12 protein-coding genes and 2 tRNA genes are annotated in these 14305 nt (G+C 73.7%); 5 read left to right on the top strand and 9 right to left on the bottom strand.

All coding sequences use genetic code 11. The features are described 5' to 3' along the window. Positions 1–22: 22 nt before the first annotated feature. Positions 23–3364, bottom strand: a complete 3342-nt coding sequence (locus tag ABZ479_RS08375) for a hybrid sensor histidine kinase/response regulator (protein ID WP_500460706.1) — start codon at positions 3362–3364, stop codon at positions 23–25. Positions 3365–3584: 220 nt separating this feature from the next. Then, entirely contained in the window at positions 3585–4028 is a 444-nt protein-coding gene (locus tag ABZ479_RS08370; RefSeq protein ID WP_500460705.1) for an SSI family serine proteinase inhibitor, read from the bottom strand. A 186-nt stretch (positions 4029–4214) separates the two neighbouring features. Here ABZ479_RS08370 and ABZ479_RS08365 point away from each other — a divergent pair. From ABZ479_RS08365 to ABZ479_RS08355, 3 genes are all read left to right on the top strand, one after another. Further along, positions 4215–4305: transfer RNA gene (locus tag ABZ479_RS08365), tRNA-Ser, on the top strand. 181 nt (positions 4306–4486) lie between these two features. Then, positions 4487–4559, top strand: a tRNA-Arg gene (locus ABZ479_RS08360). Between the two features lie 145 nt (positions 4560–4704). Continuing rightward, positions 4705–4917, top strand: a complete 213-nt coding sequence (locus tag ABZ479_RS08355; RefSeq protein ID WP_499604807.1) for an EF-hand domain-containing protein — start codon at positions 4705–4707, stop codon at positions 4915–4917. A gap of 15 nt (positions 4918–4932) precedes the next feature. Here ABZ479_RS08355 and ABZ479_RS08350 read toward each other — a convergent pair whose 3' ends face one another. Further along, positions 4933–5778, bottom strand: a complete 846-nt coding sequence (locus ABZ479_RS08350) for an MEDS domain-containing protein (protein ID WP_500460703.1) — start codon at positions 5776–5778, stop codon at positions 4933–4935. A 110-nt stretch (positions 5779–5888) separates the two neighbouring features. Then, the gene (locus ABZ479_RS08345) at positions 5889–6770 is read right to left on the bottom strand and encodes an LLM class F420-dependent oxidoreductase (RefSeq protein WP_500460701.1); all 882 of its coding nucleotides are present in this window, start codon (positions 6768–6770) and stop codon (positions 5889–5891) included. Between the two features lie 206 nt (positions 6771–6976). Between ABZ479_RS08345 and ABZ479_RS08340 the strand changes: the two genes are divergently transcribed. Further along, on the top strand, positions 6977–7717 hold the full coding sequence (locus ABZ479_RS08340) for a response regulator transcription factor (RefSeq protein ID WP_500460699.1): 741 nt from the start codon (positions 6977–6979) through the stop codon (positions 7715–7717). A gap of 765 nt (positions 7718–8482) precedes the next feature. Here ABZ479_RS08340 and ABZ479_RS08335 read toward each other — a convergent pair. The 5 genes from ABZ479_RS08335 to ABZ479_RS08315 form a co-directional block, all read right to left on the bottom strand. Continuing rightward, positions 8483–8947 carry a PPOX class F420-dependent oxidoreductase gene (locus tag ABZ479_RS08335; RefSeq protein WP_499604814.1) on the bottom strand — a complete coding sequence of 155 codons (465 nt, stop codon included), beginning with the start codon at positions 8945–8947 and terminating at the stop codon, positions 8483–8485. 25 nt (positions 8948–8972) lie between these two features. Further along, positions 8973–9806, bottom strand: a complete 834-nt coding sequence (locus ABZ479_RS08330) for a YceI family protein (protein WP_500460698.1) — start codon at positions 9804–9806, stop codon at positions 8973–8975. A gap of 145 nt (positions 9807–9951) precedes the next feature. Then, positions 9952–12357: an MFS transporter gene (locus tag ABZ479_RS08325; protein ID WP_500460697.1), complete on the bottom strand. Its 2406-nt coding sequence runs from the start codon at positions 12355–12357 to the stop codon at positions 9952–9954. Positions 12358–12434: 77 nt separating this feature from the next. After that, positions 12435–12890: a MarR family winged helix-turn-helix transcriptional regulator gene (locus ABZ479_RS08320; RefSeq protein ID WP_500460695.1), complete on the bottom strand. Its 456-nt coding sequence runs from the start codon at positions 12888–12890 to the stop codon at positions 12435–12437. A gap of 146 nt (positions 12891–13036) precedes the next feature. Beyond that, positions 13037–13981, bottom strand: coding sequence for an aldo/keto reductase (locus ABZ479_RS08315; RefSeq protein ID WP_500460694.1), 945 nt, complete (start codon positions 13979–13981; stop codon positions 13037–13039). A gap of 106 nt (positions 13982–14087) precedes the next feature. On the opposite strand from ABZ479_RS08315, the gene ABZ479_RS08310 reads away from it, so the two are divergent. Then, the gene (locus ABZ479_RS08310) at positions 14088–14267 is read left to right on the top strand and encodes a hypothetical protein (protein ID WP_499604821.1); all 180 of its coding nucleotides are present in this window, start codon (positions 14088–14090) and stop codon (positions 14265–14267) included. The last annotated feature ends 38 nt before the right edge of the window (positions 14268–14305 follow it).

The raw sequence follows: 14305 nt of genomic DNA, 5'->3' as shown, positions 1-14305 counted from the left end.
GCGCACGTCGTGCGGAGGGCCCTCAGGAGCCGATCTTGCCGAGCATGTCGACGATGCGTCCCTGGACGTCCGCGCTGGTGGAGCGCTCCGCGAGGAAGAGCACCGTCTCGCCGGACGCCAGCCGCGGCAGCTCGGCCGGGTTGATGTCGCCCGCCGTGTAGACGACCATCGGCGTGCGCTCCAGCCGGCCGTTCGACCGCAGCCAGTCGACGATCCCCTGCCGCCTGCGGCGGATGAGCATCAGGTCCATCACCACGAGGTTCGGGTGCACCTGCGCGGCCAGCGTCATCGCGTCCGCCTCGGACTGGGCGTGCGCGACGTGCATCCCGCGCCGCTCCAGCGTCGCGGCGAAGGCCTGGGCGATCGGCGCGTGGGCCTCGATCAGCAGCACCCGCGGCGGGTGCTGCTCGCTGTCCCGCGGCGCCAGGGCCTTGAGGAGCACGGCGGGGTCGGCCCCGTACGCGGCCTCCCGCGTCGCCTGCCCGAGGCCGGCCGTGACGAGCACCGGCACCTCGGCCTGCGCCGCCGCCTGACGGAGCGACTGCAGGGCGGTCCGGGTGATGGGTCCGGTGAGCGGGTCCACGAAGAGCGCGGCGGGCGGATCGGCGACCTGCGCGTCGACCTCCTCGCGGGAGCGGACGATGACCGGGCGGTAGCCGCGGTCGGTGAGCGCCTGGCGGGTGGCGACGTCCGGCTCGGGCCAGACCAGCAGCCTGCGCGGCTCGTCCAGGACGGCCCCGGGCTCCTGGGCGTTCTCCTCCGTGACGTCGACGGCGCCGTTGGGGCCGTCGAGCGGCTCGGGGCCCTCGGTGTCCTCCGTGGGGGCGCCTATGGCGTACGCCCGGCCGGGGGTCTCCGTGCCGTTGACGACGGCGGGCGCGGCGGGCGCGATGGGCGTCCCGGGGGTTGCGGTCTGCGCCGGCTCGGGCTCCGCGGGGGTGGCCAGCTTGCGGCGCCGCCCTGAGCCGCTGGACGGCTGCGCGATCTGCTCGTTGATCTGCTGGGCGAAGGCGACGCCCTGGCCGAGGGTCCGCACGCTGATGGCCCGGCCGTGCGTACCGCCGCCGCCGCCGTTCTGCGCGGCCTGCGCCTGGGGCTGTGCCTGCGGCGGCGCGGGGGCCGGGGCAGGCGCCAGTGCCTGGGGCGGGACCATGGGCTGCGGCGGGGCGACGGGTTGAGGCTGCGCGACGGGCTGCGGTTCCGGGCTGCGCTGCGTCTGCTCGGGGATCATCGGCGGCTCGAGGGCCAGGGGTTCCGGCCGTGCCGCGGGGGTGGGCGGCGGGAGCCGCCGCGGGTCGACGATCGCCGACGGGCGCGGGGTGCTCTCGACGATGCCGCGCGGACGGCGGGCCGACCCCTGGGCCTCCGGCCACTCGGGCGCCGGCGTGGCGGGGACGGAGGGGGCCGACGGGGCGGGCGGCAGCGCGGGCAGCTCCGGCGGGGCCGGTGCCTCCGCGACGGCGGCCCGGCGCGCGCGGCGGCCGTTGCCCGGTGCGCCCTGCTCCGGCGCGGGTGCCTCCGGCAGCGCGGGCAGCAACCCGGGCTGCGGCTCCTGCGGGGTGGCACGGCGGGCCCGGCGGCCGGTGGGCTGCTCCTCCGCATCGGCCGGAGCCGGCGGGAGCGCGGGCTGTGCCTGGGGTTGCGCCTGGGACTGCGGTTCCTCGGGACGGCGCAGGGCACGGCGCCGTCCGGTGGGGGTCGGGGCGTCGGTGGTGGGCGCGGCGGGCAGCGCGAGCGCGGCACCGGGCGCCGGCGCCGGGGTCGCCACCGGCGTGGCCGGCCGGGCCGGCTGCGGGACCGGGACGGCCAGGGGCGCCGGCGGCAGGGCCGCGGGGGCGGTGCCGCGCACCGGCTCGGCCGGCACCGGCATCACGGTCGTCTCCGACTCCCGCCGGGCCTCCTTGACCGCCGTCTTCGTCCCACCCTTGCCGACCGGCACCTCCATCACGTAGGCGCTGCCCTGCCCGGGCACCTCGTGCGTCTGGAGCACACCGCCGTGCTTCTCGACGATGCCGCGCGCGAGCGGCACGTGCACCGGGTTGTCACCCGCGTGCGGGCCGCGCACCTCGATGCGGACGGAGTCGCCGCGCTGCGCCGCCGCCACCACGATCGTGGAGTCGACGCCGCCGACCACGACCGGCACGTTGCCGGCCGCGTCGACGCCCGCCACGTCCGCGATCAGGTGGGACAGCGCCTGCGACATCCGCTCCGGGTCCACGGTCGCCTCTATCGGCGGGGCGTGCACCGCGTACTGGGCCCGCCCGGGACCGATCAGCTCGACGGCCGCCTCGACACCGGACGCCACGACCTTGTCCATCGAGGTCGTCTCGCGCTGCAGCTTCTCCTCGCCCCGGTCGAGCCGCTGGAAGGAGAGCACGCTGTCGATGAGCGTGGTGATCCGCGCGTAGCCCGCGGTGAGGTGGTGCAGGATCTGGTTGGCCTCCGGCCACAGCTGCCCGGCCGGGTCGTTGGCCAGCCCGGCGAGCTCGGCCCGCAGTTCGTCCAGCGGCCCGCGCAGGGCGTCGCCGAGCAGCGACTGCAGTTGCGCGTTGCGCGCCGCGAGCGCGTCGAAGCGCGTGCGGTCGGTGAAGGTCATCACCGCGCCGACCAGCTGGTCGCCCTCCCGCACCGGCGCCGTGATCAGGTCGACCGGCACCGAACGCCCGTCCTTGCGCCACAGCACCTGGCCGCGGACCCGGTGCTTCAGCCCGGAGCGCAGCGTCTCGGACAGCGGCGTCTCCTCGACGGGCAGCGGGGTGCCGTCCGGACGGGAGTGGTGCACCAGCGGGTGCAGCTCCTGACCGCCGAGGTCGGTGGCCCGGAAGCCCAGGATCTGCGCGGCCGCGGGGTTGACCAGGACGATCTTGCCGTCGGTGTCGACGCCGATCACGCCCTCGCTGGCGGCGCGCAGGATCATCTCGGTCTGGCGCTGCTGGCGGGCGAGTTCGGCCTCGGTGTCCAGCGTCCCGGTCAGGTCCCGGACGACCAGCATCAGCAGCTCGTCGCCGGTGTAGCTGTAGGTCTCGGCGAAGGGTGTGCGGGCGTCGTCGAGGTTCGCGCTCGTGACCTCCACCGGAATTTCACTGCCGTCGGTCCGCCGCGCGACCATCCGGGTCGGCTTGGTACGGCCCTCGTCGTCGTCGGGGCGGCGCATCGAACCGGGGATGCGACGCGCGTCGAACGACGGCAGGAGGTCGAGCAGCCCGCGGCCCACGAGGGCGGTGCCCGGCGACTCGAAGGTCTCCAGGGCGATGGAATTGGCGTTGACGACGGTCCCGTTGGCGTTCACCAGCAGCAGGGCGTCGGGCAGCGCGTCGAGTATTGCCGCGAGGCGAGCAGCGCCTCGGGATGGCCTGCTGCTCACGAGACGCGTCCTCCCTGAAAACCGCACTTGCTGCCGCGCCACCACCCGCGAAGGGGGCATCCACCGGTGGTGGCCCATCTTGCCGCCGACCGGGGGGCATGTCACTAGAGCGAGTGTACGGGCAGAGGTTGGCGGCGAGGCTCCGGATGCCCATGTCCCGTACGCGTGAGTAGCGTTCGTGGCCGGGCCGTGCGGATGTGGTGTCGGTCACCCTCGCAGGTCACGCACCCCGGCCGGCGGGCCCGTCGTGGACCGGGGGTGCGGGCAGCACGGGGGCCATCCGCCGCCAGCGGGCCGTCTCGCAGCCGTTGCTGCGGTCGTAGCGGGCGTCCACGGGCCGGCCGCGCCAGCTGCCGCGTACGGTCGCGCGCTGCGGGCCGCTGTAGATCATCGTGCACATCGTGCCCGCGGGTGAGGGCCCCACGGGACCACCCAGCCGCTCCAGGTGGGCGCACGCCTCCGACGCCTCGGGGTGGGTCCCGCCGGCGGGGCCGCAGCGCAGGTCGTACTCCGTCACGTGGCCGCCCCCGTCGTCCACGGTCACCCGCAGCACGTCGGGCGGCCCACCCGGCGGCCCCGGAGGGCAGGCCAGGGCCGGTGCGGCCACCGTCAGTGGCAGGCCGAGCGCGAGCGCGGCGGTCATGGGCACACGAGCCAATCGCATGCTCCGTCCCTACCTCCCCGCCGCCGCCCGCGCCCGCCAATCCACCCGATCGTGGGCGCGTCGCCCCGGCGCCCGCCGCAACGCCTTTGCCCTGGCCGCACGCGGCCTAGTAATCTGGTCAGCGATTGGTCCCAGCCCGGTGGGCTGTGCCATCATCTGCACACACCCGCTCGCGCGGGCGCACCAGGAGGCGTCGCCTAGTCCGGTCTATGGCGCCGCACTGCTAATGCGGTTTGGGCTTTACCGTCCATCGAGGGTTCAAATCCCTCCGCCTCCGCTCCACGGAAGCCCCGGCCAACCGGCCGGGGCTTCTGCCGTTCCCGGGACCCCTGCTGGGCCGCCGTTGGCTTGTTTCCGCAGGTCAGAACGGGTGTGGCTAATGGATTTCACCTCACGGCGCGGGTCATGTAATGTTGTTCCCGCAACGCCGACCGGCAAGAAAACGCCGGGAAGCACAAGCACTCGTAGCTCAACGGATAGAGCATCTGACTACGGATCAGAAGGTTGCAGGTTCGAATCCTGCCGAGTGCACAGCATGCCAGAGGCCCCCGGGATCACCCGGGGGCCTCTGGCGTTGTGATGGCGTAGATGGGTCCGCCCGCCCGTTCTGGGGGGTGCCGCGGCGGCTAGGGTGTGCGCAGTCAGGACCGGGTTCACACAAGGAGGGGTGGTCGCGATGGCGGACATCGAGGCGGCCAAGAAGGCGTTCACGCGATTCGATGTCGACGGGGACGGGCTCATCACGGCGAACGAGTACAAGAGCGTGATGGCGCAGCTCGGGGACTTCAACGTGACCGAGACGGTGGCGCAGAGCGTGATCAGGGCCGTCGACGCCAATGGCGACGGCAAGATCTCGTGGGACGAGTTCTGGGCGGCCCAGCAGGCCTGACGCAGGGCCGGGGGCTCAGGCCCGGGTCTCCTCGAGGAGGAGCTGGGGGACCTCGGTCGCGCCGCACAGCCGCAGGGTGCGCGCGTGCAGTCGCGGGCAGCGGATGGTGACGCGGTCGGCGGGGCCGAGGGACGCCACGTGGCGGATCAGGACGACCGCGCAGCGGGCGTCGATGAAGGAGAGCCGGGTGAGGTCGACCCGGGACGGCGGTCCGCCGGGCGCCGAGAAGGCGTGACGGACGGCCAGTTCGAAGTCGTTGCGGGTGGCGAGGTCGGCGTCGCCGCGCAGGGCGAGGGTGCCCCCGGAGCGCTCCGCGCGCAGGGGGTCCTGGCGCGGGCGTACGCAGACCGGGTGGGCGGCCCGGAGCCGGTCGAGGAGCGGGGCGGCGAAGCGCCGCTGGTCGTACTCGCAGATGGCGGTGAGACCGAGGCCCGCGAGGATCGCGGTCATGGCGGTCTCGTGGCCGAGCAGGCGGTCGCGGTCGAGGCCGGGACCCAGCGCCCAGGACATGTCGCCGGCGACGCGGAGCCCGGAGAAGCCCTGCCGGTGTGCGGTGTTCGTCAGTGCGGCCCAGGCCCCGGCGGCGTCGTAGCCGGGGACCTCGGGGGTGATGACGAGCGCGTTGTGGCACACCGCCTCGGCGGCGCCCACCCCGTGGGCGGTGAGGCGGCCGACGGCTTCGGCCGGGGACGTCCCGGGGCCGGTGGAGAGCAGGACGCGTTCGCCGCGGGCCAGGCCGATCGCGGTGAAGGCGGCGCGGATCTCCCAGCGGTCGTCCTCGTCCTGGAAGCCGAGGCAGGCGTGGTCGCCGGACGCCATGCGGTCGACCGGGACGGTGCGGGGGACGGTACCGCTGTCCATGGGGCCGAACATACGCCCGGCCCCGCGGCGGGGCCGGGCGCTGAACGCCTTTGAGCGGAGGGTTCCGTTCCTGTTCGGCGGGCTGCCCCCTACTGATCCCCAGCCGACCTTCAGTGATCGCCGGGCCGGAGCACGGCGGCCAGCCGGCGCCACTGCTCGCGCGGCAGCCCGGACCCGCCCCCGCCCGGGACCAGCACCTGGACGGCGACGTGGTCGGCGCCCGCGTCCAGGTGGGCGTCGATCCGCCGCCGCACCCGTTCCTCGTCGCCCCAGCCGAAGAGCGCGTCGACCAGCCGGTCGCTGCCCCCGCCGGCGAGGTCCTCCTCGCCGAAGCCCAGCCGCAGCCAGTTGCCCGTGTAGTTGGGGAGCGTCAGGTAGAACGCCAGCATCTCCCGGGCGGTCTCCCGGGCCCGGGCCGGGTCGGTCTCCAGGACGACGGTGAACTCCGGGGCCAGCAGCGGCCCTTCGCCCAGCGTGGCGCGCGCCTGCGCGGTGTGCTCGACGGTGCCCAGGTACGGGTGGGCGCCCGCCGAGCGGTCGCGGGCGAGCTCCAGCATCCTCGGGCCCAGCGCGGCGAGCACCCGGTTCGCGGCCGGTGCGCCGGCGGCGTCCAGTTCGTCGAGGTAGCGGGTCATCGCCGCGTAGGGGCGCTTGTACTGCGCGGCGAGGCGGGCGTGGCTGACGCCCAGGCCCAGCAGGAACCGCCCGGGGTGGGCGGCCTCCAGCGTGGCCTGGCGGGCGGCGGTGTCCTCGGCGCCGTACTGCCAGATGCTGAGGATGCCGGTCGCGACGGTGATCGAGGAGGTGGCCGCGATCAGGGGGGCCGCGTGCTCGACGCCGCTGCTGCCGCCGAGCCACAGCGCCCCGTACCCCAGTTCCTCGAGTTCGGCCGCGGTCTCGGCGAGTTCGGCCGCGCGGGCCGGGTGGGGGTCGCGCAGGCCGCCGTTCCACAGGCCGTAGCGTCCGATCGCCGGCGTCCGGCTGTCGCTCATGGGTCTTCTCCCGCCACGAAGTCCGTGTGAAGCCGATGGAATGTCGTCCTTCGTACCAAAACGGGGTCCGCGGCCCGGGCATTCCCCGCCCGGCGGCGCGTCCGGGCGCCGGGCCGTCCCGCGGGGTGGGGCCGCGGCCGGCGATTCTCAGGGAAATCACAGACGGCGGAAAGGGTCTTCTCAGGGGCGGCTCACAGGATGCGGTCATGACCGCGTCCCCTTCCCCCGCCGTCGGTTTCACGCGTCCCGACGGCTCACCCGTCCGGGTACTCGTCGTGGACGACGAGAACGCCCTCGCCGACCTGCTCTCCATGGCCCTGCGGTACGAGGGCTGGGTCGTCCGCACCGAGGGCACCGGCTCCGACGCGCTGCGCACCGCGCGCGAGCAGCGCCCGGACGCCGTGGTCCTCGACATGATGCTCCCCGACATGGACGGGCTGGAGGTGCTGGCCCGGCTGCGCCGCGAACTGCCCGACGTGCCGGTGCTGTTCCTCACCGCCAAGGACGCCGTCGAGGACCGCATCGCGGGACTCACCGCGGGCGGCGACGACTACGTCACCAAGCCGTTCAGCCTGGAGGAGGTCGTGGCCCGGCTGCGCGGGCTGCTGCGCCGGGCCGGGGCGGCCGCCGTGCGCCAGGACTCGCTGCTGGTCGTGGGCGACCTCGTGCTCAACGAGGACAGCCACGAGGTCAGCCGCGACGGCCAGGGCATCCACCTCACGGCCACCGAGTTCGAACTGCTGCGGTACCTGATGCGCAATCCGCGCCGGGTGCTGAGCAAGGCGCAGATCCTCGACCGCGTCTGGTCCTACGACTTCGGTGGCCAGGCCAACGTCGTCGAGCTGTACATCTCCTACCTGCGCAAGAAGATCGACGCGGGCCGCACACCGATGATCCACACCCGGCGCGGCGCCGGCTACCTGATCAAACCGGGCGAGGCGGCGTAGGCCCGGGGGTGCGTGGGTGGGCTGGCGGGCTGGTCGGTCGGCTTTCCCGGCGTCTCGCGCCCTGCGGGCGCAAAGATGCCGGCTGCGGATGGGAGGGTGGGGGTCCGCCTTGTTTGCAGTGTGCGGCCCGGTGGTCGGTTGGGGTTCAGGCGCCGGAGCGGGGCTGGTTGTTCGTCCGGCTCGGGTCTCGTTGCCGTCCGCGGGTATAGATGGCCGGTGACCACGCCCACCGTTCGTGGGTGGCGCGCCCGCCGTAACCGGCGTCTGCGGGTAATTCCCCGATCCGACATCGGGCCCTCTTCCAACGGCTGTGACAGCGAAAGCAGGCCGGATCTCGGCGGATCCGAAGATCGGGCCCTCTTCCGACGGCAATACCGCTGAAAGCGAGCCCGGTCTCCGTCCGCGCGAAGATCGGGCTCTGTTCCGCCGGATATACCGTCGAAAGCGGGCCCGATCTCCCGCCGACCGCCCGGGCAGCACCCCGAAATATCCGCAGTCGCGGGTTACGGCGGGCGCGCCCACCACCGGGAGTAGGCGTGGCAACCGGCCATCTATACCCGCGGACGGCAACGAGACCCGAGCCAGACGAACAACCGACCCCGCTCCGGCGCCTGAACCCCAGCCACCCCCGACCCGCACACCGCCGACAAGCCCCGGCCCCCCACCCTCCCATCCGCAGCCAGCCGCTGTGCGCCCGAAGGGCGCGAGACGGCGCGACAGCCGAGGGACCCACCGGTACCACGGCGCCCGCACGCCCCCCTACGGTTACGGCGCCAGCCGTGCCGGGAAGCCGCCCGTGGCGATCGGGCCCCAGCGCTCGGGGGTCACGCGCACCAGGGACTTGCCCTGCCGGACCATGGCGGCGCGGTACTCGTCCCAGTTCGGGTGCTCGCCCGCGATGTTGCGGTAGTACTCCACGAGCGGCTCGACCGAGTCGGGGGTGTCGATGACCTCGGCGGTGCCGTCGACCTGCACCCAGGGGCCGTCCCAGTCGTCCGACAGGACGATCACCGAGACCCGCGTGTCCCGGCGTGCGTTGCGGGCCTTGGCCCGCTCGGGGTAGGTGGAGACGACCAGGCGCCCCGCGTCGTCGACCCCGCAGGTGACGGGGGAGCCCTGGGGGCGGCCGTCGGCGCGGGTGGTCAGCAGCAGGGCGCGGTGGCGCGGTCGTACGAACTCCAGCAACTGGTCGAGCTCGACGTCGGTGTTGGTCGCGATGTTGGCAGCCATGGACGGCAGCCTATGCGGCCCGCGGTCACCCGGCGGGGAGGGCCGTCCCCTGGACCGCCTGCATGTCGAGGGTGATCCTCAGCGTCGTCCCCATCGTGGCGATGCCGGCCCGGACGACCTGGTTCCAGTTCATCGCGAAGTCCTCGCGGCGCAGTTCGGCCGTCGCGCGGAAGGCGGCGCGCACGCCGCCCCAGGGGTCCGGTCCGGTGCCCAGGTAGGCGAGGTCCAGGTCGACGGGACGGGTGATCCCGCGCATCGTCAGCTCGCCGTGGACGGTCCACCGGTCGCCGGCGGCCGGCTCCAGCGAGGTGCTGCGGTAGGTGACGGTCGGGTGCTCGGTGACGTGGAGGAAGTCGGCGGAGCGCAGGTGCTCGTCACGGGTGCCGTTGCCCGTGTCGATCGACGCGGCGTCGATCACCGCCTCGACGGACGACGCGAGCGGCTGCTCCGCGACGTCGATCCGGCCGGCGAAGGCCGTGAAGCGGCCGTGCACGCTGGACAGGCCCAGGTGCTGGGCGACCGCGCCCACCTCGGAGTGCGCCGGGTCGATCGTCCACGGCCCGGGCGGCGGCAGTTCGAGGCCGCCCGCACGGGCCAGCAGCAGGTTCCCCAGGTCGGCCGAGCCGGAGGCGGTCACCAGTGCCGTCGCGGCGGCCGGGCGGTAGCCCACGGCGGTCACGATCACGGTGTACGCCCCGGGGGCCAGCGCCGCGGTGCGCACGGCGCCCTCGGCGTCCGCGGCCTCCCGCGCGATCTGCTGCCCGGTCATGTCGGTGACGGTGACGACCGCGTGCGGTACCGCCCAACCGTCCTTCGTCCGGATCCGCCCGCGCAGCCCGGCTCCTGCCGTCGTGTCCATGTCCCTCGCTCGCCTTCGGTGGATTCCCCCGGCCGGGTCCGGTCCTGACGGCCACGGCCGTCCCCTGCCCGGCCGTCAGGACCGGACCCGCTTTCCCCCGTCCGCCGGTCCGTGCGTCTCCGCGGCGCAGGGACCGGCCGGTGGTTCACCCCTCGGGGTGGTTCAGCTGGACGTCGAAGCCGTCCTCGTGGCCGGCCGCGGCGCCGTTGCCGACGGTGACCTGGGTGGCGACCGGCGGGTAGCCGCTCGCGACCAGCGAGTACTCGCCGGCGTCCAGGTCGCCGAAGGCGTACGCCCCGTCGGTGCCGGTGGTGGCGGTCGCCACCACGTTCCCGGCCGCGTCGATCAGCGTGACGCGGGCCTCCGGGAGCGGCGTCCGCGCGGCGCCGCCGAACACGGAGCCCTGCAGGCGCGCTCCGGGGCGGAGCGGGACCTCGACGTGGGTGGGCCCGTTGCCCGCCACCTCGACCGGCAGCGCGGCCGGCCGGTAGCCGGCGGCGTTGACGGCCAGGGTGAAGTCGCCGGCGGGCAGGTCCTCGAAGCCGAAGGCGCCGTCGGCTCCCGTGCCGCCGCTGGCCAGGACCTCGCCGCGGACGTCGGTCACCACGACCATGGCACCCGCGACGGGGATGCCGGTCGTCTCGGCGACGACCGTGCCGGTGAGCCCGCTGGTGCCGGCCAGGACCACGTCGTACGGGAGGGGTTCCTCGCCGGCCACCACGGTCGACGCCTGCGGCTGGTGGCCGTCGGCGGCGGCGATGAGCACGTACGAGCCGGCGCCGGGCGCCGTCAGCTCGTAGCCGCCGTCCGCGCGGGTCGAGGCGCGGCCGAGCTGCCGGCCGGTGAGCGAGATCAGGGTGAGGGTCGCCCGCTCGACGCCCGTGCCGTCGGAGTTGCGCACCTGGCCGTGGATCGTGGTGCCCTCGGCCGGCGGGGGTGTCACGGGCGCGGTCACGGCGGCCACCTCGGCGGCCGTCGCGGCGACGGCCTGGACGGCGGAGGCCTGGGCCGGTACGACCGGGGTCTGCTCGGCGTCGCCGGTGACACCGGCGGCCTGCTGCAGACCGCTCGCGGTCTTCAGCGGCACCTCCTTGATGAAGAGCACCAGCAGCAGCGCGAGGAACGCCACCGGGGCCGCGACCAGGAAGACGTCCCCGGCGCCGTGCCCGTACGCGGCCTCCACGACGTGGCGGATCGGCGCGGGCAGCGTGGCGAGGTCCGGGATGGCGCCGTCGGACTGGCCGGTGGACTTCACGCCCAGCGCGGTCAGGCCGTCCTTGACGTAGTGGGTCACGCGGTTGCCGAGCACCGCGCCCAGCGCGGAGACGCCGATCGCGCCGCCGAGCGTGCGGAAGAAGGTGACGACGGAACTGGCGGCACCGAGGTCGGCCGCGCCCACCTGGTTCTGCACGGCGAGGACCAGGTTCTGCATCATCATGCCGACGCCGAGGCCCAGCAGCGCCATGAAGAGCGCCAGGTGCCAGTACGTGGTGTCGGCGCGCAGGGAGCCCAGCAGGGCGAGGCCGCCGGTGAGCAGCACGCCGCCGGAGACCAGGAACGCCTTCCAGCGCCCGGTGCGGGTGATGATGAGCCCGGAGGCGGTGGAGGAGACGAACAGACCGGCGATCAGCGGGATGGTCATGACGCCGGACATGGTCGGCGACTCGCCGCGGGCCAGTTGGAAGTACTGGCTGAGGAAGACAGTGGCGCCGAACATCGCGGTGCCGACGAAGAGCGAGGCGACCGAGGTCAGGCTGATGGTCTTGTTGCGGAACAGCCGCAGCGGCATGATCGGCTCGTTCGCCCGGGACTCGACCAGGACGAAGACCAGGACCAGCAGCAGCGCGCCCGCGACCATCGCGTAGGTCTGCCAGGAGATCCAGTCGTACTTGTCGCCGGCGAAGGTGACCCAGACCAGCAGCAGGCTGACGGCGGCGGTGACGAAGAAGGCACCGGCCCAGTCGACCTTGACCCGGCGCTTGACGACCGGCAGGTGCAGGGTCTTCTGCAGCACGATCAGCGCGAGGACCGCGAAGGGCACGCCGACGTAGAAGCACCAGCGCCAGCCGAGCCAGTCGGTGTCGACGATGACGCCGCCGAGCAGTGGGCCGCCGACGGTGCCGAGGGCGAAGGCCGCGCCGAGGTAGCCGCTGTAGCGGCCGCGCTCGCGCGGGGAGATCATCGCGGCCATGATGACCTGGGTCAGCGCGGTCAGGCCGCCGGCGCCGATGCCCTGGACGACGCGGCAGGCGATGAGCATCCCGGCGTTCTGCGACAGGCCCGCGACCAGCGAGCCCACCACGTAGATCACCAGCGCCAGCTGGACCAGCAGCTTCTTGCTGAACAGGTCCGAGAGCTTGCCCCACAGCGGGGTCGTGGCGGTGGTGGAGAGCAGTGCGGCGGTGACGACCCAGGTGTAGGCGCTCTGTCCGCCGTGCAGATCGGAGATGATCTTCGGCAGGGCGTTGGAGACGATCGTGGACGACAGGATCGCCACGAACAAGCCGAGTATCAGGCCGGTCAGGGCCTCCATGATCTGCCGGTGCGACATGGGGGCCGCGTGTCCTGCGTGGGCGTCGGTCCCCCGCACACCGGCCGGTGATGCGGTTGTTGCCATCGTCATCCTCTTCACGTCGTGGAATGCGTACGGGGGCGGCAGTCGGCCGCGAAGTCCCTGCGCAGCCGGTCCAGCAGCCGGGAGAACTCGCTGACGTCCTCGTCCGGCCAGTCCCGCATGTGGTGGGCCAGCGCCTCGGCGACCCGGTCCTGGGCGGCGCGCAGCATGTCCGCGCCGCCGGGGGTCAGGCGCAGCAACCGTGACCGCTTGTCGTGGGGGTCGGGCAGCCGGTCGATCCAGCCGCGCTCGGCGAGGTGGGCCACGTGTCTGCTGGTGACGGACATGTCGACCTCCAGCAGCTCGGCCAGCCGGCTCATCCGCGTCTCGCCGTGGCGGCTGATCACCGAGAGCACGCCGAGTGACGACGGCGGGCACTCCGGGGGACAGGCCCGGCTGAGTTCGCGGGCGACCACCGGGATCGCGCGCAGCTGGCTCGCGAGTTCCGCGAACTGCTCCTGCGTCGCCATGGCGCCTCGCCTCCGACCCTTGTTGGTTGCCTCAAGCAACCTTAGGAAACGTTGGTTGCTGCAGGCAAATTCTTTCGGGTAAAAACCTCCAAAAGGAACGGCCCGCCTCCGGTCAAGGAGGCGGGCCGTGGGACGGGAGTCGCAGGTCAGGCGGATGCGTCCGTGAGCCGCTGCAGCTCCGCCGGGGTCAGCTCCAGGGGCACGGAGGCGAGCAGCGCGGTGAGCTGCTGCGGCGTACGGGCGCTGGCGATCGGCGCCACGACGGTCGGCCGGGACCGGAGCCAGGCCAGCGCGACGCTCGCCGGCTCCGTGCCGTGCGCCGCCGCGACCTCGTCCAGTGCGGCCAGCACCCGCAGTCCGCGCTCGGAGTCCAGGTAGGCGCCCGCACCTGCCGCCCGGGCGCTGTCCACCGTGACGCCGGGCCGGTACTTGCCGGTGAGGAAGCCCCGCGCCAGACCGAAGTAGGGCACGGAGGCGAGGCCGTGCGCCTCGACGACCTCGCGCAGCGGGACCGCGCCGCCCTCGTACTGCTCCCGCTCCACCAGGTTGTAGTGCTGCTGCAGTGCCACGTACTTCGTCAGGCCCTCGCGCTCGGCGAACTCCAGCGAGGCCGCCAGCCGCTCGGGGGTGATGTTGGAGGCCGCGACGTGGCGGACCTTGCCCTCGCGGACCAGCGCGTCCAGGGCGGTGACGATCTCCTCGACCGGGGTCTCGGGGTCGTCGTAGTGCGTGTAGTAGAGGTCGATCCGGTCGGTGCCCAGCCGGCGCAGCGACTCCTCCGCGGCGGCCTTGACCGTGCCGGCCTTGAGGCCCTTGAAGTCGGGGTGGGAGCCGACCTTGGTCGCGACGACGACGTCGTCGCGGCGGCCGCGCTTGGCGAGCCAGGAGCCGATCACGGTCTCGGACTCCCCTCCGGTGTGGCCGGGGACCCACGCCGAGTAGACGTCCGCGGTGTCGACGAAGTTTCCGCCCGCCTCCGCGTAGGCGTCCAGGACCTCGAACGAGGTCGCCTCGTCCGCGGTCCAGCCGAAGACGTTGCCGCCGAGGCAGAGAGGGAAGACGTCGAGATCGGAGTTGCCGATGAGTGCCATGTGGTCTTGGACGCGGCGGGGACGAGCGGTATTCCCCGGCTGTTCCCCTCGTCAACGGCGGACCGGGGGTGACCCTCGCCGTGGGACTTCGCTAGGGTCCTGCCCCATGACTACCCCTGACAACAACAACTACGACCCGGCCGGCAACACCCAGATGTTCCGCGCCTTCGTCGACGAGGAGCCCGCCCAGGTCCAGGCCTCGGGCGGCAACAAGACCGGGCTGATCGTCGGCGTCATCGCGGCCGTCGTCGTGATCGCCGCCGTGGTGTGGTTCGCGGTCGCCTGACCGGCGCGCCCCACCACCCCCACCGGCACAGGACGCCG

Source organism: Streptomyces sp. NPDC005722, assembly GCF_040630935.1.
Classification (GTDB): Bacteria; Actinomycetota; Actinomycetes; order Streptomycetales; family Streptomycetaceae; genus Actinacidiphila.
Note: the sequence above shows the minus strand (reverse complement) of the source record. Positions and strands in the feature narration are given on the sequence as shown.